A 25,126-nucleotide genomic window follows, 5' to 3' on the forward strand; every position below is an offset into this window, starting at 1 on the left:
TATTTTTACGACTGTTGATAAGCCGATTTCGATGATTTCACATAATAAACTCCGTGCTCAACCTTAATGATATGATCTGGTTTTGGCTTACCGCGGCCCGCTCTATGTCCAGCTAAGTGCTCTTCACTCGTTTCCCAGTTCTTCCATGCTTCTTCCGATTCCCAGCGAATCATAACTACAACTTCTTCATCTCCGCGTCTTACTTTTTTAACGAGAACACTTAAGTCGATGAATCCTTCAAATTTTTCAATAATGCCTTCTCCTGTGAAACGCTCTACAACTATATTAGATGTACCTTCTTTTACTGTAAATGTCTTCGTTTCGATAAACATATATTCCACTCCCTCTTTGTAATACGAATACTAGTATTCTTCTATTATAATTGATTATGATAATCGTTTTCAATTATAAAGTTTCAAATCTTTAGAATTATGCTGACTTCTCCTCAATTGCCTCATCTAAAAATTTGAAATACGGAACCAATATTCCTATTAAAGAAGTGACACATATAATCGAGACAATGATAAAGTATAGTACTCTCACTCCCCACATTTCACTCAGTATTCCCCCTAATAACACACCTAATGGCATTGCCAATCGTATGAAAAATAATCGCACTGAAAATACTTTTCCTATCATATTACTTGGGACAGTTTGTTGGCATATCGTCGTGTTATGAACATTGAAAAATGCAATACATATACCAGCAATTACCTCGATTACAATCGCAATAATAATACTATTATTTAAACCTAGTGAAATGTAAGTAAGGCCCCCTACGAATAATCCTCCAAGCATAAGTAATCTACGGCTCCTATACTTCACTTTCCCAACTAATATGGAACCAACTACATAGCCAAGTGGGAATCCTGCCATAAAATAACCGTATTCAGCATACCCTGCCGATAGTTCATCTTTAATATAAGGAAGATTCGTAACCATCGTTACTCCTACTCCAAATTGAACGAATGTTAGAAAGATACCAAGCCAAACGATAACTGGTTTTGTGAAAAAATATGTAAAGCCGTGAAGAAACTCTTCTAGCCACGTTTTTCGAAGTTCTTGCTTTATCCTCTTTTCTGTAATGAAAAGTAATAATCCTCCACTTATTAATAGACAAACGCACACAAAAAATAATGTAAGCTTCATTCCAATAAAATGAATGACGATACCACCTAATACTGGCGCTAGAAACATCATAAGACGAGTCATTCCATCTATATACGCATTTGCATCTTGAAGCTGCTCTTTACTTACAATGCTCGGTGTAATCGCTTGACTGGCGGGTGTATACAGCGGCGTAATGAGCCCTACTATAATTTGAACAACGTAAATGTGCCATACTTCTACACTGTTAGTAACTAGCATTACTAAAGGCAGTAAGAAAACAGAGGCCCGCATCCATTGCGAAAAAATCATAATCCACTTTCTGCTCCATTTATCAATATATGGCCCGCTTATAAGTTGTAGTATGAGCGACGGGATAAAATATAGTAACCACATACTACTTAATGCTGTTTTTGATCCTGTTAATTCATAAACGAGAATTGAATTACATAACGTCCCGAAAGCCCCGCCTAATTCTGAAATTGCACTGCCAATCCACATAAAAAAGAATGAACGATTTTTCAATACACTATTCACTATAGCTCACCAACTTTTCTATTAAATTCCTCCCTTTATGTACATTCCCGTTGTATATTATCTATTCAAAAATGCATCTAATTCTTTCGCTAACGACTGTACTGCTTTCTTTCTCAATACATATTTTCCGTCATGAATATCTACTAACTTTGCTGAACGTAACAATTTCAAATGATGATGTACTGTCGATTTTCCTAGTTGTAATCTTTCCGTTATTTCTTGCAATGTACGTTCTTTTTCAAACAACATTTTTACAATTCGTAATCTCGCTTCATCCCCGAGCGCCTTATGTTTATGAACTAAAAAATAACTCGGTTCATACGGATCTTCCGGATGTATACTTTCATTTGCGACCGGATAATGAAACACTTTCGTATCTTCAATATCAGCTTCTATGTTCCACGGTCTGTATGTAATTTGCGGGATAAGAAGTACGTGATGCACACTTGGCTCTGGCATATATGTAACGCCACCTGTAGCCCACTCGACAAACTCTTCCGGTTTCATCTTTTTATTCATTTCATTTTTCGCTTCATAATCTCGCTTTAATATAGAGAGCAGTTGCTCCTCTTCTTTCTTAATAACACCCTCATACCATCCTGTCATAACCGCGATTAAATGACCCTTTAGTTCTTGTACATCTGCATCACATATAAAGCCAATATAAGTAGAGAAAAACTGGTGATCATGTGCCAGTTCCTTTAATTCATGTATTGCAGTTACGTCTCCATTTGCTGCTAAACGTCTTTTTCCTTGATGCATTTCTCCTAAAAACGGTAAGCACACATATTTAAAATCTACTTCCGATAACGAATTGATATTGTGAACAAACTGAGATAAATCCGTAAAATCTCCATCATACAGTAACTGTAGCAACGCTTTCCACGTATTATGCTTCTCAACAAATTGTAAATGTTCTATCATTTCATGTGATAAAGATTGTCTTATTTCTTCCCATTCGCTTTGAGATTTTTCAAGCGTGTCGATTAACCTCTTATGAGTAATTGCCGCAATGCCAAGTGCGCATTCGAAAAGTATCGAATACTTCATTTGAACGTTGTATGTTTCCCTTTTTCTACTCGTCACGTGAAAGACTTCCATTTTATCCCCTCCTTATTTGCTATGTATTAAATTCTTTATTCATCGAATTATACCTTCTAACTTTTTAGAATTTTAAAACTCTCTGAAACTTTATATTGCTACAAGTTTTTAAATTTAAGCTGCAGTTAATTTTCTTGTTCAACTATGAGGCAGGTTTATTGAAGAGAAAGGAGAATTTATTACGTTTATAAAAATGATTTGGAAAGCATAAGTTTATTTCTGCAATTACTACAACGGCGCCGTATTGTTATTTTAGAAACTTCCAAACATCAATCAGATGATAAGTAGGTACGTTTCTAATTTCTCTAACACTTGTTGTTGGTCTATCTCATAGTTAAGGAGGCTATACGAATGGGTAAAAAAGAAATATTACAAAATGGGGTCAAGCAAGTTTTTTACGAAGAAGAATGGTACCCACCGATATCAGAAGCGTTAAAGAATCTTACTGCTGCACAAGCATGTTGGCACCCAGAAGGAACGGCCAGTAATACGATTTGGGAAAATGCAAACCATTTACTAATCTTTAAAGAGCGCTTACTTTCCCGCTTACATCAGGATGACACATTTGTTGCTCCACAAAATAATGATGACACTTTTGTCCAAGGTGGACCTAATGATGATGGTGCTTGGCAACAAACAGTGAAGCGAACGCTCCAAGTACATGATGCCTTACAATCTTCATTAACATCCCTTCAAGAAGCAGAACTGGATCAACCAAGTCCGTCTCTACCAGTTTGGCAACAATATATGAATATCCTATTGCACGATGCATATCATACAGGTCAAATTATACAACTTCGTAAACTCCAAGGTTCATGGCCATCTCATCGTTCATATTTATAAGCAACGATTAAAGATGATAGATAAGCATATGATTCTTCATTTAGCAAAATAAGCACGCAAAAAAGCAAATGAGATTCTAACTCTCATTTGCCTTTTTGCGTGCTGGAGAAACATCCTGCAATGAATTATTAAGCTTAATTAATATTCAACAAAGAATGTTCAATGGATAAAGTAAAACTTTAATTAGGCATTTCCGGGCCATTATCTCCCACCTAACTTCCTCGCATTCGCCACTTATCAATTCATCTGCGCATCGTTCAATATCCCAATTATTTCACTTAACATTTCTTCTGTAAAAGCACCTGCGCTAAAGTTCACTAATGCTCGTAATGGCATATAGTTCAGCATAGCGTCCATCATTTCAGATGCATCACTATCCCCTTCAGTCATACTACCAAACGGACTGTCTTTTAATGCTTTTTCCATAAGCCCTTTTGCGATTGGTGCTAAGATTGGGTCCGTAAATATGTCCCCAAGTAACGTATTACGATGCACTGGTTTTTGAGTTATAGTCGTTGATTGAACATACATGCTATCATGTAAAACGATCTCTTTTGAAGACTTTCCTACTAAAATCTCAAATTCACCTGTTTCAACATGCCAGTCCTTTAATTCAACATTATAATAAGCAAATGATCTTTTATTTAAAGTAAAGCTAACCGTTTTTTCTTCTCCCGGTTGCAATTCTACTTTTTCAAATCCTTTTAGCTCTTTTTCAGGACGAGTCATACTGCTTTCAACATCTTTTATATAAAGCTGAACAATTTCTTTCCCTGCTCTACTACCAGTATTTTTCACGTTCACACTGATAGAAACAGTGTCCGTATCCGTTATCTCTTTCTTATTTATTGAAAGATTACTATACTCAAAATTTGTATAGCTTAATCCAAAACCAAATGGGAACAACGGTTCAATATTTTTCGCATCGTAGTAACGGTATCCGACGAACACACCTTCTTTGTATTCCACTTTGTCCCCTTCACCAGGGAAGTTTAAGTAAGAAGGATTATCGCTTAACACTTTCGGGAATGTTTCCGCTAATTTCCCGCTTGGATTCGCATCACCAAATAATATATCGGCAATCGCCCCGCCTAATGCTTGGCCACCTAAATAGCCTTCAAGTATTCCTTTTACTTTACCTATCCATGGCATTTCAATTGGAGCACCGTTACTTAAAACTACAACGATATTACTTTGAACTTCAGCGATAGCCTCAATTAATTGCACATGATTTTCTGGCATCTGTAAATGCTTTCGATCAAAGCCTTCAGATTCATAACGATCTGGAAGTCCAACGAAAAGGACCGCTGTATCTGCTCGCTCTGCTATTTTTTTTGCTTCATTAACCATGCTTTCATTTACATCATCACTTGCAATGTCATAGCCTTGGGCAAATAATATGTTCGTTTTTTCACCTGATACCGCTTCAATTTCTTCGAGAATACTTTCAAGATTTGTTGGATTAATATGAGAGCTTCCGCCACCTTGAAAACGTGGTTGCTTTGCAAATCCTCCAATTACTGCTACCGTTCCCTCTTTTTTCAGCGGAAGAATGGAAGCTTCATTTTGTAACATAACCATACTTTCACTTGCAACTTCTCTTGCAAGCTGATGATGCGCGTCCTTACTATACACAGCGTTTTCTAATTGGTTATCATAAGCTTTAAAAATAATGTAAAGTAATCGCTCTGCTGCTTGATCAAGCTTTTCTACAGATAACTTACCACAGTTAACTGCGTCGACAATTTTCTTCTCACCAATTCCAAAGCTTGAAGGCATTTCTAACTCCAAACCGTTAGCTAAACTTGCAACACGCTCATTTACTGCACCCCAATCAGAAACGACAAAACCTTCAAATCCCCATTCATCTTTTAAAATATCATTTAATAGATAGTTATTTTCCGAAGCGTATTCACCATTCACTTTGTTGTAAGCGCTCATTACTGTCCAAGGCTGTGCTTCCTTAATAACATATTCAAAGCTAGCAAGATAGATTTCACGCAATGTTCTTTCATCAACAATTGCATCTACAGACATTCTGCGATGCTCCTGATTATTAGCAGCGAAATGTTTTAATGACGTTCCAACCCCTTGACTTTGTACACCTTTAACATGGTTTGCAGCCATTTGTGATGATAAATACGGGTCCTCTGAAAAATATTCAAAGTTTCTTCCGCATAGTGGCGAACGTTTTATATTTGCACCTGGTCCAAGGAGAACTCCTACATTTTCAGCCTGACATTCTTCTCCTAATGCAACTCCTACTTGTTTTATTAATTCTTTATTCCATGTACTTGCTAATCCTACTGCTGAAGGGAAACAAGTCGCTGGAATACTGTTATAAATCCCTAAGTGATCTGCTCCCTCTGCCTGTTTTCTAAGTCCGTGTGGTCCATCAGTTACCATAATTGAAGGAATTCCTAATCGCTCAATCCCTTTTGTATTCCAAAAGTCTAATCCAGAACATAGACTTGCCTTTTCTTCTAATGTCATTTGTGAAATGATTTTCTTAATATCCCTTTTCATGATAGCCCTCCTAAAAAATAATTAAGTAAACGCTTTCTTAATGTCATTATAGTTATTATTCTTTAGATGTTATGGTATATTTTTTAGAATACTGGTAAAAAATTTAGCTAATTTTTAAAGAATAGGGGTTAAAATAATGAGTTTCTCCAAACTAGAGGATTTATATTATATTTGTAAACTAGTCTTTGACGTACATAAAACACCTGTCTATTTTCTTAATAACAATGGAGATTTAGTATTTGAAATCTCGTCCAATATTCAGCATAACCCTATGTATTCTTCAAAAGAGGCGATACTTAATGAAATATTTAAAGAACAGCCTCCCTTTACTTTTCCGTCATTAGAAGAGACAGCCTTTCTTGAAAATTTTTTCGCAATTAATCTGCGTTTGAACGACCGAATTAGTGGGAACATCATTGTTGGACCCGTCCTTTATTCCAGGCTATCAGAAACATCAATTAAAGGTATCGTTAATGATCTTCAACTAAAAATAGACAAAGAAGAAATGATTCGATATTATCGTTCTCTACCCGTATTAAATAATTTGAGTTTTTTAAATATAAGTTTAGTGCTTTATTACATGCTGTATCAGAAACAATTGAACATAGCAGATGTTCTGCAAAAAAACATGCTTGTAAAAAAGGTGGAATTTAAAATTGAACAGCCCGAAATACATATATCGGAGCAACGACAAAGTACATTAACTCATATCGATCCACTAGCTGAGAGGAAAATATTTGAGTGTATTAAGCAAGGGAAAATGGATGATTTAATTAAAAATCTAAGGAGATTACCTGAATCAGGAGAGCTTGGGGTGTTATCAAAGACGAGTCACCTGCGAAGCCAAAAAAATTCTGCCATTGCAGCTATTACACTTGCAACTAGATCTGCGATAGAAGGAGGACTTTTCCCTGAAATCGCATATACTCTTAGCGATTTATTTATACAAAAACTCGAAGAAATACATAAAAATGAAGCCATTGCCCCTTTTTTGGAGAATGCTTTACTTGAGTTTGCAGAACGTGTCAAAAATGGTACAATGCAGCAACATTCCAAACCTATAAACGAATGCCAAAATTATATATTTACTCATCTTTATGGTGATATTACACTAACTATCCTTGCAGAAATAGTCACATTAAACCCTAGTTATCTATCTTCCCTTTTCAAAAAAGAAGTTGGAATTTCTCTAAATGAATATATTCAGCGTGTCAAAGTAGATGAGTCAAAGAAGTTAATGACTTATACGAGACATTCTATATCCGAAATTTCTACATTATTAAATTTTCACGACCAAAGTCATTTTACAAAGATTTTTAAAAAACATACTGGTATTTCACCTAAACAATATAAAAATAGATGTTTATAATGTTTATCCTACTATAAAGAGCAGTCTTCCCTCATTCGACCATTAGAATTATTTATTTGCTTTACAAAATCCCCTCGACTTATGTTAAGGGGATTTTACTTATTAATGTAATATACGTTTTTCTTTTTCTTTAAGTTTCTTCTTATATCTCCTAATGTATGAGTAACCTTATTTTCGTCCAGAAAATTCAAATTCAATTTATGAATTGTTTGTCATTCCATATACAAGCCCTGAAACATATGGAATTAACCAAATGAACCACACAATTACACTAAATGTGTGAAACTTTGCAATCATTTTTATATCCTTTTTCTTCAAAACTACAGTAGCCCACACAGCATGAAATAGCATAAGTAAAATTGCTGATAAACCCGTTATTCCATGAAAGCTTAATAGAGAACCTTCTGAAGCCATTTTCTCCATTAATGTAGTACCAATCGTATCGCATGCTAATCCAACCCAAAATATAACCACATGCCAAGGTTTTAATGTCTTTTGAATCTTTTCACTCCAAACCCCAATTGAATAAAAAATAAGTGCTGCCGTAATAAATGTAATAGCTGATGCTAGCACATCAATCACCCCTTTACAAAATTTCTCTTACTATTACAAGATTTATATTATCTAAGAATTATGAACAGAGTATGGATGGGGCATTATCCTTCCAAATATATATCGGATTTTCATTCGTATTTTAAGGTGTATCCTCAGCATTTCTGAAAAAAATGGCTAAACAACAACGCTAAGCAAAAAATACAATAAGCTGCCCATATGGACAGCTCATTTACATAATTATCGGTAGCGGCAGTAAAATCATATCAAAAAGGAGGACAAATCTCATAATAACAGGTTTTGTCCTCTTTCTGATTTTAGGAGGGTTTTATGTTATCTAAGTGTGCATAACCATTTGGTTCTTTTGTCTACTTGATAGGAAAATTCACTTCTTTATTTCCATAAACTCCAACAAATCATCCAAAACTTCTTGTTGATTCTGCCATAATTCAGGCAAGTTATCTAAGGGGAAAAATTTTAGCTGTAAACTTTCTTCGTTATCAGTATGTAATGTTCCATGAAAATCTCTACAAATATAAGTCAATTTCACTAAGGCAACTTGATCACCGTTAGATAGCGTTCTTTCGAATTTTTTTCCAGAATACACATTAAAGAATTCAAGGTGTCCTAATTTTAAACCAGTTTCTTCAAACACTTCTCTCCTTGCTGTATCTTCAACTGTCTCGCCAAATTCCATAAATCCACCAGGGTGTCCCCACTTTCCATTATCAGATCGTAATTGCAAAAGCACTTCATTCTTTTCATTCAATACAAAACAACCTGCGACCACCATAATTACTTTTTCATGTCCAACCATATTTCTTAAATAACTTATATAATCCATTTGTTTCAGCTCCAATATGAATTTGCATTCATCATAAATGATTTCATAGAAATTTGTTTTGTCCCATTGCAGTACCGATTATAAGAAACAGAGTTCCATAAAATACAATATATTTCATGTTCTCCCTCTATTACCTTAATTGTACCATCAGCAAGAAAAAATTTGTGCAAATTTGGATGAATAGGATATTCATATAAGGTTAACATATCGTTTCATTATCGGTAGCAAGGATAGGAATGAAACCTCTCACAAGGGAACCTTCTTTTTCGTTCTATGAATCTATGCATTTATATATATATTCCTATTCTGGCGGGGTTTTAGAGGCATAGCCATCCAATTTAGAAAATAAATAAAATAACGAAATTAGGGACAGTCATAACTGCCCCTAATTATTAAATAGAAAAAATCCTATTCGAAGTTTTTATTGACTATAAAGTTAGCCCGCCATCTACAAGAACAATTGAACCAGACATATAGCTTGCCTTATCTGATGCTAAGTAAGCAACCATTTCAGCGAGTTCTTTCGGCTCAGCATAACGCCCCATTCTCATATTGGAAATCTCTTCTGGAACGTATCCACCTTTTGCAAACTGAGCTTCAACACTTGTTGTTAATGCTGTTTTCACACCGCCAGGACAGAGTGCATTAATGCGAATTCCTTTTTTCGTATATTCTAATGCAGCACCCTTGGTTAAGCCTACAACCGCATGTTTGCTTGCAGAATATGCAGCTACACTGTGTTCAGGACGAACCCCTGCAGTAGAAGCAGTATTAATAATTGAGCCACTTCCTTGCTCCTCCATCACTTTTAACACATATTTCATTCCAAGGAAGACCCCTTTTACATTGATAGACATAATGCGGTCAAATTCGGATTCTTCTATTGAAGTGAAAGGTGAGAACTTTTGAATAACACCTGCATTGTTGAAAAATATATCAATACGTCCATATTTTTTGACTGCTTTATTTACATAGTTTTGCACATCTTCAGTTTTCGAGACATCGGCCTGAACAAAGATACCTTCTCCACCTTGGTCTTTCACAAGTTTTAACGTTTCTTCTCCTGTTTCCTGATTGAAATCGACTAATACAACTGTTGCACCGTTTCTAGCAAGTTTCAAACTGCTTGCTCTTCCGATTCCACTTCCTGCACCAGTTATGACAGCAATTTTATTTGATAATTCCATGTTTAATTCCTCCCTACTTATAATTTGTTACATCAATCATTTTATTGCTTGTATAAAAAGAAATATTGTATTATTTTACGAATAATAGTATTTATTTAAGTATTACAAAAATATAACCAATTTCAAAAAAATGAATGGAGTTTATGGAATCGATGGAAATAGTCATAGAAGATTTACAATATATATGTGAGCTTATTTATGAAGCTCATCAAATACCTGTTTATTATGTCAATCAATTTGGTGAGATTGAACACGAATTTTCAAGTAAAGACTTACGGGGACATTCATATTACAGCCAGTTCAAAGAGCAAATCAGTGTCTATACTTATGAAGAGAATCCTAAGGATTTTCCTATTTTCTTTTCGAACTCAAATTTGAACTTTTTCTTTGTCAATCTAAAAAAAACGAACCTATTTTTAGGTACCATTATTTTAGGACCTACCCTTGATTCACAAATATCTGATGAAAATATTAGTAAGATCCTTGATACTTTTAACGGAAACCTGAATAAAAGGAAACTCATTGAATACTATCGTTCCATCCCCATTATTGATAGTCAACAATTCCTGACGATTAGTCTATTGGTTTATTATTTGATGTACCATAAAAAGCTTGATAAAACGATGGTCATCCAAAACAATAAAGCGCTGACCCTTGATATAATTGAATTAGAGAATCCGGATCTTGAGCTTTCAAAAGGGAGAAGGAATTTCATTTTCCATTCCAATCTTTCATATGAACGAGTTTTGCTTGATTATGTCAAAAAAGGACGGATAAATAAATTAAGGGATATCTTCGATTACTCTATTGTCGGTGAGGCGGAATTAGGGTTATTATCGAAACGAAATCGCCTAAGAAGTGAAAAAAATTTAATGATAACTGGAATTGCTCTTGTTTGCAGAGCGGCCATTGAAGGTGGTTTAAATGATGAAACGGCCTTTACCTTAAATGATTTCTATATTCAACAACTCGAGGAATTAGGAAGCTTAAAAGCAATTTTAAAATTAATGGAAGAAGCCATAATGGATTTTACCAATCGTGTGCACCAATTAAATGAAGAAAAATATTCTGCAATAATTACAGCTTGTCAACATTATATTTATGACCATCTTTATGACAACATCACACTTGATCACCTTGCACAAATGTGTCATTTAAGCCCAAATTACTTATCATCACTTTTTAAAAAAGAGGTTGGTAAACCACTAAGTGAATACATTCAACGTCAACGAGTTGACGAAGCAAAAAAACTATTACTTTTAACAAATTATTCGATTTTAGACATCGGCATGTGGCTGAATTTCAACGACCAAAGTTATTTTATAAAAATCTTTAAAAAATACACTGGTATAACCCCCAGGCAGTTTAGAAATGATCATTTTCCCGATCATACACCGACATAATTATCTATCAATGAAAATTTGAGCAAAATATCTAATAGGGGTACCAGCACATCACTATCAACCTAAGATAAAATTATATCCATAATTCACAGAAAAATGGACAAAAAGACCATCTTGATATTTTAGGTGTCGTTTATGAGTACACTGTATCCAATACCGAGTAGAAAATTGCATAATCTAAAAAACACACCTTATCAAGGTATATTTGGTATGCGTATTTTTAAAAACAAATAAATAATAATTCAATCATGTAAGTAACAAGGACAGAAGTTTATAGAAAACTCAATCTAGATGGACATGGAGGTACCTCCAGCATTTTTGAAAAAACAACGCTAAGTAAAAAATATAATGAGCTGTCCATATGAACAGCTCATTTACACATAATTATCGTTAGCGGAAGTTATTTACTTACTAATAAATCTTCTGCGTAACATTTAATCATCATATAGCCTGCGGCACCTAGCTGACCGTACGTATCCGCTTCTTCTTGAGTCGCCTGCCTAAGTACCGAGTATCCTTTCATCAACATGCAATTCTCATCATGAACCAGTTGTGAAGTGAAATAATCTTCTTCAACCCCATCTAACTTTAAAGAACGATAGCCACTTATACAACCATCCAATGCTGTTTCATGAATGGTTTTAATGTGAACATTCAGTTGTATTAATGTTTTACACCCTTTTAAATCCTCAGCTATAGGTGGACTATCCCCGATCCAATCCATCAAGCCTGCTAAAAATCCCCTTCTACTATTTGGTTCCATTTCAATTACCCTGCCACAAACAAATTTCCTGTTATCTAAAGGAATAGCCCCAAATTGTCCTGGTACTAAATAGCGATTTGATTTTGGTTTAAATGGATAGTTTATACTCATTGTTCTCTCCAACTCTTTTTAAATCTATTGTATAACATATTCATATGAAGTTAACATAGCGTATCATTATAGGTAGCAAAAAAAATGATCCCTACTTTCACAAGGAATCCCCTTTTTCTTTTTCTATGACTCTATTCATTTTGTATACATTCCTATCCTGGTGTAGATTTTAGGATTCTTATTTATTACTTGATTAGCCAAAAAACTGTATGAAATCTTGCATGCTCTTAGCGTGGTTTCTTCCGAAATGCTAGCGTTCCCCCTTTAACAAAATACAGGCAAACATAAATATTCTAGTGAATAAGCTAATCATTCCGAATATCCTACACTGATAATAAGCATTTTCATTTAAAGTTCACGGTCAATTTATGGGTTAAAAAACACATTACATTATGACAATTGGTCTTTAGATAAAATACTTACCAAAATTATTTTGATCAAAAAACGCTCTTACATCTAATTCTGTAAGAGCGTCTTTATCAAATTTCATTTTTTCGTAGTAATTTTCCATCTCGAAGCGTCAATATACGATCGCATACATCAAGCATTTTTTCATCGTGCGTAATCATAATTGCTGCTTTTTTATTTTTCTTTACTTCATGCTTCATCATTTCAACTACTTCTCTAGCACGTTTTGAGTCCAAACTAGCAGTAGGCTCATCGGCTAAAATTAAATCTGGATTATTCATAAAAGCACGTGCAATGGCTACCCGTTGTTTTTCACCACCAGAAAGTTGTCTAGGATAGTGGTTAATTCGATGTGTTAATCCAAATGTTTTTAGTAATTCAGTTGCATATTCGTTTGCTGCAGTTTTATTTTCTCCTTTTAATTTTGCAATATATAGAAGCTGTTCTTTTACTGTTAAGAATGGCACTAAGTTTGCAAACTGAAAGATAAATCCGATTCGTTTCAAACGAACATCCGTCATTTCTTTTTCCGATAAACTAGTTATATCTTGACCAGATACATAAATATTACCTTTAGAAGGAGATAAAAGTGCTCCCGCAATGGAAAGTAATGTACTTTTACCTGATCCAGATGGTCCAACAATACCAATGAATTCCCCTTCTCTTACATTTAGTGTGATGGGATGTAAAGCTGTCACTTCCGTATCGCCTTCCCCATACACTTTACTGACTTTATCTAGTTTTAATAATGATGCTGGTGTCTCCCACTTTAAATCTGTCACCATTACATCCCACCTCCGATAGCTTCTAATGCATCTACTTTCAACACTTGGTATAAAGAAATCAATGTTCCTAACACGCTAATTACAATAAAGATAATAGAATACTGCACCATCATTGTCGTTGTTAGTAAGAACGGCATACTTTCAGGGAACACAGTTTGTACCGCGAGTGTTAAACCAATACCTACTATTAATGCAACAACAGTTAAAAATACAGCTTGTACTACTAAGCTATTAGCTAAATAAGAGTTTTTCGTCCCGATCGCTTTTAATACACCTAATTGTTGTGTCTTTTGTAAAGTAATAACATAGAAGAATACACCAATTAACAACGCTGTAATCACAAGTAAAAATGCAATAATCATTGTTAAAGTTCCTTGCTCTTCTTTATATCCAGGAATACTTTGTAATACTTCTTTTTTATCAGCTACTTTTGCATTATTAATTTCTTTATCGGTATTTAAAGCAATAACGTTGTACTCTTTTTGATGTGGAAGCGCAATGCTTTCCCATACTTTCTCATTCATATAAGCAACTGGTGCATGACTAAACATTTCATTTTCTATAAATCCAACGACTTTAAATACCTTTTTAGATATAGGATCTACAATTTCATCATTTAATGCTAACCCTTTATTTTTCGCAGATTGATCAATAATAATTTCATTGTCTGCTAAGTCACTTGATTTTCCTTCAATAACCTTTGGAGTAATAAATGAATCTTGTTTATTTGTAAAGATTGCAATATCAACCTTCTTTGAACTTCCCTCTTTCTCAAATGTAGACATTGCAATATGCATTGGTACCGCTTCTTTTTCAGTAACTTGTGCTAATACCTTATCTACATCTTCTTTCTTAATTTGAGACCGTAGTAATTTCCCTTCAGCATCTCCTGATACTATAAATTTCTCTGCTTTCATTTCAAGAATAGAAGAAGCATTCGCATTGGATAATCCATTCGCTAATCCTGATATGATAAGTACAAGAAATGATAATAAAATCATGATTGTACCAATTAATCCGTACCTTAATTTTGATTGTTTTAATTCTTTAAGAGCTAAAAACATTCCTTTTCCCTCCTTATGTTGTGCTTTATCTATACACTTATCATAATTAAGAAATATGAACGGATTATGAATGGAACATTACAAAAAACAATTTTATAATGTGACTTCACCTTTTATAAGTACAAAGCTTTCATTAATATATACGGAAAAGGTCCCTTTCTAAAAAAACTTTAGTTATTACTCCTCTACATCCATTCCTTCTCTATTTTTTGGAAGATAAATAGTAAAGGTTGTACCACCCCCTACCTCGCTTTCCACTGTTATTACACCATCATGAAGTTCAATAATATCTTTAACAATGGCTAATCCTAATCCACTCCCCTTAATATTTCTATTTCTAGCTGAATCAACTTTATAAAATCGATCAAAGATTCTTTTTATCTCTTCGTTTGGAATACCACATCCCCTATCAATAATAGCAATACGTCACTCTAATTCATTTTCTTCAGCTTCAAACGAAATACTTTCCCCGCTTTCTGTAAATTTGATATTGTTAGTAAATACATTCGTCCAAACTTGATGAAGTAGATTTTTATCCCCATAAATTTCGATATAAGGAATATCTGTTTCAATTGCAAGATCTTTTTCTTGCCATTCCCACTCAGACGTAAATATAATACTTCTTATTTGTTTTCCTAGATTGAAAAACTCTTTACGCAAAGTAATTTTTTCTTGATCAAGTGATGCAAGTGTTAATAATTGTTTACACATATTAGACATACGTTGACTTTCTGATTCAATGATACTCAAGTAACGATGTTTTTCTAATTCAGTTAAATCTTCTGTTTTTACTGTTTTAGAAAACCCTTGAATAGATGACAATGGCGATTGAAATTCATGTGAAACATTCGAAACGAATTCTTGACGCATTTGTTCAGAGTTTTGCAACCGTTTTGCCATCTTTCGAAAGTTCTTAGCAAGCACTCCAATTTCATCTTTTCGATATTCTGGTAATACTAAATTATACTTTCCACTCGCGATTTCTTGTGTAGCTTGTGTAAAATTTTGAATCGGGCGAACAACAAAACGCGTAGCTATCGCTATACAAGTTAAGCTAATTAATACAATTAGCGCTAACAATACTGTGTAAAAAATTCGTAACTCTCCAAATTGCTGTTGAATATCCGGGCGAATAAATAGAGCATATTGCTGGCCATTCGTATGAATTGGGATTCCGATACTATTTGCTACTGTATTGTCAAAGAAACCAGTGGAAAACAATCGATTAGGATAGTTCTCAATCCCGTTATATATATTTCCATTTAATACATTATTAATATCCTCGTCGCTAATATTAATTTTTTTAAAGCCTTCTCCATATCGTTTTCCTTGTTTTTTTTCATCTACCACATAAATTGCAAAACCAAGATTTGAAATAGATTGTAAATATGTCTCTTTATTTAGTTCGCTATCTTCATCATATAAATGTTCTATATATAAGGCATACTTTAAAATTTTTTCACTGTTATATGGTTTTAAATAAACATGGTAAAATATATTTGTAAATAGAAATGCCACTACACTACTAACTACCATAATAACAGCGGATATAATGACAAATCTGCCATACAATGATTTCATATTACTTCAACTCCTCTTTGATGAATTTTTTATTCAGTAACTCCTTCTAATCTGTTCTTACTACATTTAGAAAATATTTTTCCTATTGTGAGTAATACATGAGAATAATTTTTCACTCTCTGACGATTATGATGAAAAGTATTACAGGGTTTGCAACTAACGTAGAAGGTATAATGAATTTCCACTTGTACTATTTTTACAATAACCAATAATTATGAACGAAAGATGAACATACAATTACAAATCCCCTTTATGTAAATGATGATTTTTTCTTTCTGTGCATAGATAGAAAAACGAGCACCCTATCGTTATAAATAGGAGTGCTCGTTTTTACTTTGCATATGTTTTCGATTTATGAATATTACTCTCTATCCTTTTTCCTTTGGGCATAACCTACCTTGTTAGATTAATAGACCTATTACTCTATAAAGTGAAACTTTAATCAACCCGACTCTCACCTAACTTTCGTGCTCCAGCCGAATTTTGAGGTGGGAGTTTTACTACCCACAAATAGCAGGATACTTTTTTCATCCACGAATCACGTATTTTAGTCCCATTGATCCCCTTACGTGTAGTTTTTGCGTACTGATACCAATTTCTGCTCCGAATCCGAATTCAAATCCATCAGTAAAACGAGTTGATGCATTATGTGATACAGTGCAGCAGCATCAACAGATATGAAAAACTTTCAATTCTACCTGCTTGTTTGCTATGTATTAAGTTCTTTTTAGTATTTAAAAATAATATGAATTAATCCCTAACATCATTTACATTCTTCATAACTTATCGTTGTAATCTAAATTAGGAAGAATAGGAGCTTTTTTATATACAAATAATAACTCTCAAGGAGTTGTTGACATGCATTTCATATTAAATATGTTAGGGATTTTCGTTGTAATATTAATCGTTTTCCTATGTTCGCCTAATAAAAGAAAAATAAAATGGAGACCAATTGTTATTCTAATAATATTGGAGCTTTTTATTACGTGGTTTATGTTAGGCACGAAATTGGGCAGTATTATCATTAATAAAATTGCGTCATTTTTCAGTTGGCTACTATCATGTGCGAATGAAGGAATTCGATTTGCATTTCCTTCAGCTATGGAAAATCAAACAGTTGATTTCTTCTTTAGCGCCTTACTTCCTATCATTTTTGTTATCACTTTCTTTGATATTCTTTCGTATTTTGGAATCTTAACTTGGATTATTGATAAAGTTGGTGCAATCATTTCAAAGATTTCTCGTTTACCAAAGTTAGAAAGCTTCTTTTCCATTCAAATGATGTTTTTAGGAAATACGGAAGCACTTGCAGTTGTTCGTGATCAATTATCTGTGTTAAAAGAAAATCGTTTGTTGACTTTTGGAATTATGAGTATGAGTAGCGTCAGCGGATCTATTCTTGGTGCTTATCTATCAATGGTTCCAGCAACATATATTTTCAGCGCTATTCCTTTAAACTGTATTAATGCATTAATCTTGGCTAATGTTTTAAATCCTGTAGAAGTTACTAAAGAAGAGGATGTTATTTATTCACCTTCAAAAAATGAAAAAAAAGATTTCTTTTCTACTATTTCAAACAGTATGTTAGTTGGGATGAATATGGTTATTGTTATTTTAGCGATGGTAATTGGGTATGTAGCTTTAACAGCATGTTTAAATGGTATTTTGAGCTTTTTTGTAACAGGTTTAACAATTCAAAAAATCTTCTCGATTATCTTTAGTCCCTTCGCTTTTTTACTTGGTTTATCAGGAAAAGATGCTATGTATGTAGCTGAATTAATGGGGATAAAAATAACAACGAATGAATTTGTTGCAATGATGGATTTAAAATCAAACCTAAAGTCTTTACAACCACATACAATTGCAGTTGCCACAACATTTCTAGCTTCTTTTGCAAACTTTAGTACAGTAGGTATGATTTATGGAACATACAATTCTTTATTTGGCGGGGAAAAATCATCAATAATCGGTAAAAATGTTTGGAAGCTTCTTGTTAGCGGAATGGCTGTTTCCTTATTAAGCGCTATGCTTGTGGGGCTTTTTGTATGGTAAATAATCTTTAAAATAAAAGACACTCACTATATGTTAAAGATATATAACTACAATTAAGTATTTTAATTAAAAGCCTCTATCAAAAATTACTAAGTAACTTTTGATAGAGGCTCCTTTTATTTAGGTCGCTCTATATTCATCCAAAAAATTGAATACTACTTTATAGGGTTCCTTCTTTTTCCTCTCTACCGATAATGATGCGTTAACTGAATATGTATGAAATATACATGATTCCTCGTTAAACAAAAGAGACAGGTTATTTAATAAAAAATAATAGTTTGGAAATACTACCTGTCAGAAAATCAAATTAGAATCGAGGTAATAAATTGATAGCTTCATTTCGTTTATTCATTACCTTAATACTTTTAATTAGTTACCCAATGACAATCATTGCTAAAGAAATTAAGTATAATCACAACAGCACTACTATTCCAGAAATACAGAAAAAAGTTAATTTCACTATTTTATCTCCAAAAAAGATTCCAGATGATTGGACATTAGATACAAAAACATCTCCTTGGATAAGCCTACATTATATGGATAGCAAGGATACAAAGCTAATGGTTGCTATTCACTTGAGTAGGAGAATTCCATTATCTGATAAAGACTTCACCCATGCTGAACAAATTGTGATTAACGGAAATAAAGGTTATTTTTCAGCATGGGGAAATAGTGGAACACTGGACAAGAATGGAGAACTCATTACAGGTGGTTTACTCTGTTGGACACAAGCTGGAACATATGTAGAAATGCAAAGTACAAGATTACCAAAGGAAAAAATGCTAGAAATCGCAAGGTCAATGAATTAACGTTATTTACTTGTAGAGCAATAATAAGTATTGAATAAATTAAATACAATAACTTCCTATATCGAAAATTATGTAAATAAGCTGTCCATATGGGCAGCTTATTGTATTTTTGTCTTAGCTTGTTTTTTCAAAATGCGCCGATCCTCCTTTACTACGTCTACAATTTTGACAATTTACCAAGTAAAATGGCATTGTCTTTTTTAGTTTTTTGTTTTCTTCATCCACGACCTTTTACTAAGCTAAGCATTCATTTTTTAGGTAAGTTCCTTAAACTACCTTTTATTACCAATCTAAAATTATGCATAAAAAAAGGACATTAGGAACATCGTCCCTTACTGTCCTTACTCATATATAAAACTAATTGCGTGTCTTTTATCTTCGAATCTGACCATTTCCACGAATCACATATTTTGTAGAAGTTAATGCAGGTAGCCCCATTGGTCCCCTTACGTGTAGCTTTTGTGTACTAATGCCAATTTCTGCACCGAATCCGAATTCAGATCCATCTGTAAAACGAGTCGATGCATTATGGTAGAGTGCTGCGGCATCAACAGATGTGAAAAACTTACTGACGTTTTCCTCGTTCTCTGTAATAATCGCTTCGGAATGCATGGATCCATACGTATTTATATGATGAATCGCTTCTTCTGTAGTGGAAACCACTTTAACTGCCAGTGTGAGAGATAAAAACTCTGTTTCCCAATCTTCTTCTGAAGCTAATGCAATAGAAGAATCAATTGCCAATGCTTTACTATCTCCACGTAGCTCCACGCCTCTTTCATTCAAAGAAGAAAACAGCTCGCTACCAAATTGCTGCGCCCACTTCTCATGAAGTACAATCGTTTCTATTGCATTACATACAGATGGACGCTGCGTTTTTGCGTTTATAATAATATCAAATGCCATTTGTTTATCCGCTGTTTCATCAATGAAAATATGACAATTTCCCGCACCTGTTTCAAGTACTGGAACAGATGCTTCTCTCACTACAGTATCTATTAACTGCTTGCCGCCTCTTGGGATAAGAACATCTAAGTACTCATTCAATGTAAACAACTGCTTTGCACTATCTCGCGTTGTATCTTCTATGAGCTGTACACTTTCTGGAGGCAAGCTTGTTTGTTTGAGCGCTCGGTGAATAACAGCAACGATGGCTTTGTTAGAATTGATAGCAGAAGAACTACCACGTAATATGACTGCGTTTCCTGTTTTCAAACAAATTGTAGCAGCATCTACCGTTACATTCGGTCTTGCCTCGTAAATCATTCCGACAACACCAAGTGGTACACGCATTTCCTGAATAGATAATCCATTTGGTCGCTCCCATGCACTTACACATTCTCCAACAGGATCGCGTAATTCAATTAACTGCTTAATCCCCTCTGCCATATCAATAATACGCTGTTCATTGAGCATAAGACGATCAAGAAGAGAATCGGAAAACCCTTTCGCCTTACCTTCTTCAATATCTCGTTTGTTTTCCTTTAAAATATAAGCTGTTTCTACTATTAGCCTTTCAGCAATTGCAGCAAGTGCTTCGTTTTTTTGACTCGTAGATTTAAGAACAAGTTCTCGAGCAACCTCTTTTGCTCTTTTTCCCTTTGCCAATACTTCATTCATTTTATTTCCTCCTTTTTAAAGGTTACAGTTTGAGAGCCCTTTAACACCAGTATCTAAATCTTTCTTGTACTAGAATTAAAGCTTACAATGAAACCCAGTGATCTCTATGGATGACTTCATAATTATGCCTTTCGCCTCTTGCTTGAATATCTTGGCTTTGCATACCTTTTAAATTCCTTAGTTCCTCTGCGCTATATGTGCATTGTCCTTTTCCTATTACGAGCCCTTGTTGCGTAATTACTTCCACGACTTCATCCACTTGGAAAAATCCAGACACACTAGTAACACCAGCAGGAAGTAAACTCTTTCCATGTTGAATGATGGCAGTGGCTGCCCCCGCATCTACTTCAATTTGTCCGCTAACAAGCGAATGCAAGGCGATCCATTGCTTGTTCATCTTAATCACTTTTTGAGGAGCATTCCCGATATATGTTCCATCACCTTTGCCCTTCATAACATCTAAAAACTTCTCCTGTCCACATCCCGTTCCGATAAATACACTCACTCCAAGAGATAGTGCCGTCTTTGCAGCATCGATTTTTGATTTCATACCGCCAGTCCCAAGTTTTGAGCCAGCATCTCCTGCAAGAGAAGCAATTTCTTCCGTTACCTCAGGAAGGAAATGATATTTTTTCGCATCCGCATTTTTCTGAGGATTTTGGTCATATAAACCGTTCACATCGGTAAAAATCATGAGCATATCTGCCGAAACAAGTCCGCTTACTAAAGCTGACAGCATATCATTATCACCGAACGTCAGCTCTTCTAAAGAAATGGAATCATTTTCATTGATTATTGGAAGAGCGGAACGGTTTAGTAGCTCTCCTAAAGTAGCGTAAGCGTTACTGTATTGTTCTTTTCTAGAAAAATCACTTCTCGTTAGTAAAAGTTGTGCAGTAACGATACCATATTTACGGAATTCCTCCGTGTATGCCTGCATTAATAAACTTTGTCCGACAGCAGCAGCAGCCTGTTTCCCTTTAATTGTAACAGGTCTACTAGAATACCCTAGAGCAGAAAAACCTGCAGCGACTGCCCCGGATGTAATTAGTAAAACTTCATGCCCTTCCTCTTTCAATCGTGCCAATGCAGCAACGTGATCTGAAAGTTGTTCTTTAGAGATGCCTCCGTGACTATCTGCCAAGGAACTACTCCCAATCTTTACAACAATTCGTTGTTTTTTCACTTTTGTATCCCCCAAGTCTAAAATCAAAATTTTTTATAAATTTCACTTCTATTCATACAGCTTACAGCGGCTTCTATTCTTATCAGTGCTGCACCTAGCCTATTAAAGAGCAAAATAAAAATGACCGCTTCGCCCTTAATAAAATAAAAAGGACGAAACGGTCATTGTTCCGCGGTACCACCTTAATTGATATACATAGATATCCACTTGGCGCCTATAACGCAGGCGTACGCCTAAACTTTCATTTAAGACTCGGGGATAGGTTCGATACATTCTATACGAGGAATCTTTCAGCCGGTGAATTCCACTCTCTTTCGTAAGAAGACATATGTACTATTTCCCTTCAACGATTTTCCATTTGATTTTTTATATTATGCTATATATTTCGTTTTTGTGTCAAGAGGTATTTTGCAAAATGAATAGAGCGATAAGCTTTAAGTATGAAATTATGTACACACTTATGAATATCACCATATCTAGAAAAAGTTGATATAACTATACCTATTCTCCAACATGCTTTTAAACGTTACCAAATAGTAAATAACATAAAATATTAAATAATTGAGAATGCACTTGTTTAGTACAGAATAAAATTGATTTCTTTATTTTTTGTATTGCAAAAAAGAACGTATTCTCTTAGAATGTTTCTTTATATTGCACTTGGATGTTATTGTTATTTTAGAATAATAATTTGAAACCGATATAATTTATGATAAAAGGAGCCAGATTGAGTTATTATGGATAAACAAATTGGATTCATCGGATGCGGAAATATGGGAATGGCTATGATTGGCGGGATGATAAACAAAAATATAGTGTCTTCAAATAAAATCATTTGTTCAGATTTAAACACTACGAATTTAAAAAATGCTAGTGAAAAATATGGGCTAACTACAACAACTGACAACAATGAAGTAGCTAAAAATGCTGATATTTTAATTTTATCAATTAAACCAGACCTATACGCATCAATAATTAACGAAATAAAAGAAGTGATAAAAAACGATGTTATCGTCGTAACGATCGCTGCAGGGAAAAGCATTAAAAGTACTGAAGATGCTTTTGATAAAAAGTTGAAGGTTGTACGAGTAATGCCTAATACACCTGCTCTTGTTGGAGAAGGAATGTCTGCGCTATGTCCTAATGAAATGGTGACAGAAAAAGATTTAGAAGATGTATTAATCCTTTTCAATAGTTTTGGTCAAACGGAGATCGTAAGTGAAAAATTAATGGATGTTGTAACATCTGTAAGTGGTTCTTCGCCAGCATATGTATATATGATTATAGAAGCAATGGCAGATGCAGCTGTATTAGATGGTATGCCAAGAAATCAAGCATATAAATTCGCAGCTCAAGCTGTGTTAGGCTCTGCAAAAATGGTACTAGAAACAGGAATGCATCCAGGTGCATTGAAAGATATGGTTTGTTCCCCTGGCGGAACAACTATAGAAGCTGTAGCAACATTAGAGGAAAAAGGCTTACGAACAGCCATCATTTCAGCTATGCAGCGTTGTACGCAAAAGTCTGTTGAACTATCCGGTCAAACTAAAAAGTAACAACTGCAAAAAAGACCAGATTAGCTGAATACACAAATCTTTAAACAGCTTTACACTTTATGCACATGTGGTTTACATACTCCCCTGTTTCCACTAAAAGATAAACGGACAAATTCATGAATAATTGAGTTTGTCCGTTTATCATTTTATTATCTCGAAATAACTTCATAACTCTTATTGTTATTTGTTTTGCAGATTAAGATACTTTTGGTATTACGTTTACATCATTTCCTGTCTATTGAAATATTCTCAGAGACGAAGCATGATATTCATTAAAAAAGTTGTGGTATCAAACGCTTCACATTGTTAACATAACATATTTACTGTCTCCTTTATTAATGCCTGTTTCCTAATCCTCCGCAATTACAATTTAAATCATTTAAGTTTTCTCCATATCGTGCATCTACTAGTTAAACAAAAACTCCCCTTAAATCGAAAATGATTAAGGGGAGTCAGTCATATTTGATGAAGTTATAGTTCTGATTTTACTGGAATAGAAACATTGTTTTTCACTAATTTTTTGACGTCTTTAAAGCTAACAAAATTGTTATTTTGCTCATCCCATAGACGGAAACGGATTGACCGCAAGCTTGTAGCAAGAGTAATCGTTGGTACATTTTTTAAAGGAAGCGTATTATTGTGTGCCTCTTCTAGTTTATAGTTAGGTACTCTTGGACTTAAATGGTGAACATGATGATACCCAATATTACCAGTTAGAAATTGCAGGATTTTGGGAAGTTTATAAAACGAACTTCCTTCCACTGCCGCTTTCACATATTCCCACTCTTTATCTTCTTCAAAATAAGAATCCTCGAATGTGTGCTGTACGTAAAACAGCCAAATACCTATTGAACCTGCTATTAAGAATATGGAACCATGTACTAAAAGAAACGATTGCCATCCGAGTGTCCAGCAAAGTAACCCTACTAAAGCAACGATTAAAACATTCGTCAAATAGGTATTCATGCGTTCCTTCTTTCTAGCACCTTTTCTGTTAAATCTATTTTTAAGCAGGAAAACATAAATCGGACCTAACCCAAACATAACCAATGGATTGCGATATAAACGATATGCTAAACGGAGTCTAAATGGCGCTGCCAAATATTCATTCACTGTAAGTGTCCAAATATCTCCTGTACCTCGCTTATCCAAATTACCACTTGTAGCGTGATGAACGGAATGCTCATGCCCCCATTGATCAAACGGGAATAAAGTTAAAACACCCATACATGTCCCTACTATTCTATTTACACGACGGCTTTTAAAGAAAGAATGATGGGTACAATCATGAAAAATAATGAAAACCCGTGTCATAAATCCCGCGGCTAACACAGCTGGAACTAATGCTAACCAATAAGAAACGGACAAACTTTTATAAGCAAGGTACCATAAGATAATAAATGGCACTACCGTATTGATGATTTGCCAAACACTTTTTTTTGCCGTTGATTTTTCAAAAGGAGCAACTTGTTTTTTTAAATTTTTAGTATTTTGTAAGGTCATTTTTTCTAATTCCTTTCCTTTATGTTGCTAATTCGTATTATAACACATTATTAGTAGTAGGTGTTATACGCAGGTATAATAAATATTTTATACTATGAAAATCTCTTTTTTCTTACTCATTCCTTACAAATTGCTTACGTCCAGAATAGCTTCTATTATAAGATAGAAGGAGCATTTGTGCCGAAAATTTCGAAATTTTCCCTAATAAATATATTAATT

General features: G+C 34.2%; 19 protein-coding genes, 2 pseudogenes and 1 other annotated feature. Of the genes and pseudogenes, 6 read left to right on the plus strand and 15 right to left on the minus strand.

The genetic code is table 11. The annotated features are described in order from the left end of the window. Positions 1-5 precede the first annotated feature (5 nt). The 3 genes from hmoA to NSQ08_RS13235 form a co-directional block, all read right to left on the minus strand. Complete coding sequence (hmoA, locus tag NSQ08_RS13225; RefSeq protein ID WP_000469495.1) at positions 6-332, minus strand: heme-degrading monooxygenase HmoA; 327 nt, start codon at positions 330-332, stop codon at positions 6-8. Positions 333-429: 97 nt separating this feature from the next. Continuing rightward, positions 430-1,644 carry an MFS transporter gene (locus NSQ08_RS13230; protein ID WP_340775580.1) on the minus strand — a complete coding sequence of 405 codons (1,215 nt, stop codon included), beginning with the start codon at positions 1,642-1,644 and terminating at the stop codon, positions 430-432. Positions 1,645-1,701: 57 nt separating this feature from the next. Continuing rightward, positions 1,702-2,745, minus strand: coding sequence for an ArsR/SmtB family transcription factor (locus NSQ08_RS13235; RefSeq protein WP_215589811.1), 1,044 nt, complete (start codon positions 2,743-2,745; stop codon positions 1,702-1,704). 351 nt (positions 2,746-3,096) lie between these two features. Here NSQ08_RS13235 and NSQ08_RS13240 point away from each other — a divergent pair, with 351 nt between their 5' ends. Next, positions 3,097-3,588, plus strand: coding sequence for a DinB family protein (locus NSQ08_RS13240; protein ID WP_340775587.1), 492 nt, complete (start codon positions 3,097-3,099; stop codon positions 3,586-3,588). A gap of 237 nt (positions 3,589-3,825) precedes the next feature. On the opposite strand, the gene NSQ08_RS13245 is transcribed toward NSQ08_RS13240, so the two are convergent. Further along, complete coding sequence (locus tag NSQ08_RS13245; protein ID WP_340775591.1) at positions 3,826-6,114, minus strand: glycoside hydrolase family 3 C-terminal domain-containing protein; 2,289 nt, start codon at positions 6,112-6,114, stop codon at positions 3,826-3,828. A gap of 136 nt (positions 6,115-6,250) precedes the next feature. Here NSQ08_RS13245 and NSQ08_RS13250 point away from each other — a divergent pair, with 136 nt between their 5' ends. Continuing rightward, a complete protein-coding gene (locus tag NSQ08_RS13250) occupies positions 6,251-7,483 on the plus strand; it encodes a helix-turn-helix domain-containing protein (RefSeq protein WP_340775594.1) in 1,233 nt (410 codons plus the stop codon). Between the two features lie 198 nt (positions 7,484-7,681). Here the strand turns inward: NSQ08_RS13250 and NSQ08_RS13255 are convergent, their stop codons facing one another. The 3 genes from NSQ08_RS13255 to NSQ08_RS13265 all read right to left on the minus strand — a co-directional run bounded on the left by NSQ08_RS13255 (position 7,682) and on the right by NSQ08_RS13265 (position 10,066). Continuing rightward, positions 7,682-8,056 (minus strand): HsmA family protein, encoded by a 375-nt coding sequence (locus tag NSQ08_RS13255; RefSeq protein ID WP_340775597.1) that lies wholly within the window; start codon positions 8,054-8,056, stop codon positions 7,682-7,684. Positions 8,057-8,420: 364 nt separating this feature from the next. Next, the gene (locus NSQ08_RS13260) at positions 8,421-8,879 is read right to left on the minus strand and encodes an NUDIX hydrolase (protein ID WP_061688452.1); all 459 of its coding nucleotides are present in this window, start codon (positions 8,877-8,879) and stop codon (positions 8,421-8,423) included. Between the two features lie 428 nt (positions 8,880-9,307). Continuing rightward, on the minus strand, positions 9,308-10,066 hold the full coding sequence (locus NSQ08_RS13265) for an SDR family NAD(P)-dependent oxidoreductase (protein WP_340775604.1): 759 nt from the start codon (positions 10,064-10,066) through the stop codon (positions 9,308-9,310). Positions 10,067-10,218: 152 nt separating this feature from the next. Here NSQ08_RS13265 and NSQ08_RS13270 point away from each other — a divergent pair, with 152 nt between their 5' ends. Beyond that, positions 10,219-11,469: a helix-turn-helix domain-containing protein gene (locus tag NSQ08_RS13270; RefSeq protein ID WP_340775607.1), complete on the plus strand. Its 1,251-nt coding sequence runs from the start codon at positions 10,219-10,221 to the stop codon at positions 11,467-11,469. A 400-nt stretch (positions 11,470-11,869) separates the two neighbouring features. On the opposite strand, the gene NSQ08_RS13275 is transcribed toward NSQ08_RS13270, so the two are convergent. The 5 genes and pseudogenes from NSQ08_RS13275 to NSQ08_RS13295 form a co-directional block, all read right to left on the minus strand. Further along, positions 11,870-12,232 carry a hypothetical protein gene (locus NSQ08_RS13275; protein WP_340775610.1) on the minus strand — a complete coding sequence of 121 codons (363 nt, stop codon included), beginning with the start codon at positions 12,230-12,232 and terminating at the stop codon, positions 11,870-11,872. A gap of 590 nt (positions 12,233-12,822) precedes the next feature. After that, positions 12,823-13,536: an ABC transporter ATP-binding protein gene (locus tag NSQ08_RS13280; protein WP_340775613.1), complete on the minus strand. Its 714-nt coding sequence runs from the start codon at positions 13,534-13,536 to the stop codon at positions 12,823-12,825. Further along, the gene (locus NSQ08_RS13285; RefSeq protein WP_340775616.1) at positions 13,536-14,600 is read right to left on the minus strand and encodes an ABC transporter permease; all 1,065 of its coding nucleotides are present in this window, start codon (positions 14,598-14,600) and stop codon (positions 13,536-13,538) included. Before NSQ08_RS13285 ends, NSQ08_RS13280 begins: the two co-directional genes overlap by 1 nt. Positions 14,601-14,777: 177 nt before the next feature. After that, positions 14,778-16,181 (minus strand): annotated as a pseudogene (locus tag NSQ08_RS13290) (sensor histidine kinase). 527 nt (positions 16,182-16,708) lie between these two features. Continuing rightward, a pseudogene (locus NSQ08_RS13295) lies at positions 16,709-16,866 on the minus strand (gamma-glutamyl-phosphate reductase); the annotation flags it as partial. Positions 16,867-17,039: 173 nt separating this feature from the next. Here NSQ08_RS13295 and NSQ08_RS13300 point away from each other — a divergent pair. Both NSQ08_RS13300 and NSQ08_RS13305 read left to right on the plus strand, forming a co-directional pair. Then, on the plus strand, positions 17,040-18,233 hold the full coding sequence (locus NSQ08_RS13300) for a NupC/NupG family nucleoside CNT transporter (RefSeq protein ID WP_113735796.1): 1,194 nt from the start codon (positions 17,040-17,042) through the stop codon (positions 18,231-18,233). Between the two features lie 326 nt (positions 18,234-18,559). Next, positions 18,560-19,042 (plus strand): DUF4367 domain-containing protein, encoded by a 483-nt coding sequence (locus NSQ08_RS13305; protein WP_002142282.1) that lies wholly within the window; start codon positions 18,560-18,562, stop codon positions 19,040-19,042. A gap of 372 nt (positions 19,043-19,414) precedes the next feature. Here NSQ08_RS13305 and NSQ08_RS13310 read toward each other — a convergent pair whose 3' ends face one another. Both NSQ08_RS13310 and proB read right to left on the minus strand, forming a co-directional pair. Continuing rightward, the gene (locus NSQ08_RS13310; protein ID WP_340775627.1) at positions 19,415-20,662 is read right to left on the minus strand and encodes a glutamate-5-semialdehyde dehydrogenase; all 1,248 of its coding nucleotides are present in this window, start codon (positions 20,660-20,662) and stop codon (positions 19,415-19,417) included. Positions 20,663-20,744: 82 nt separating this feature from the next. After that, on the minus strand, positions 20,745-21,848 hold the full coding sequence (gene proB / locus NSQ08_RS13315) for a glutamate 5-kinase (protein WP_340775630.1): 1,104 nt from the start codon (positions 21,846-21,848) through the stop codon (positions 20,745-20,747). Positions 21,849-21,993: 145 nt separating this feature from the next. Continuing rightward, positions 21,994-22,204: a binding site (T-box leader), on the minus strand. Positions 22,205-22,585: 381 nt separating this feature from the next. On the opposite strand from proB, the gene proC reads away from it, so the two are divergent. Further along, positions 22,586-23,404: a pyrroline-5-carboxylate reductase gene (gene proC / locus NSQ08_RS13320; protein ID WP_256485758.1), complete on the plus strand. Its 819-nt coding sequence runs from the start codon at positions 22,586-22,588 to the stop codon at positions 23,402-23,404. Positions 23,405-23,875: 471 nt separating this feature from the next. Here proC and NSQ08_RS13325 read toward each other — a convergent pair whose 3' ends face one another. Next, positions 23,876-24,907, minus strand: a complete 1,032-nt coding sequence (locus NSQ08_RS13325; protein ID WP_113769241.1) for a fatty acid desaturase — start codon at positions 24,905-24,907, stop codon at positions 23,876-23,878. Between the last annotated feature and the right edge of the window lie 219 nt (positions 24,908-25,126).

The organism is Bacillus sp. FSL E2-8887 (genome assembly GCF_038007205.1).
GTDB lineage: Bacteria > Bacillota > Bacilli > Bacillales > Bacillaceae_G > Bacillus_A > Bacillus_A mycoides.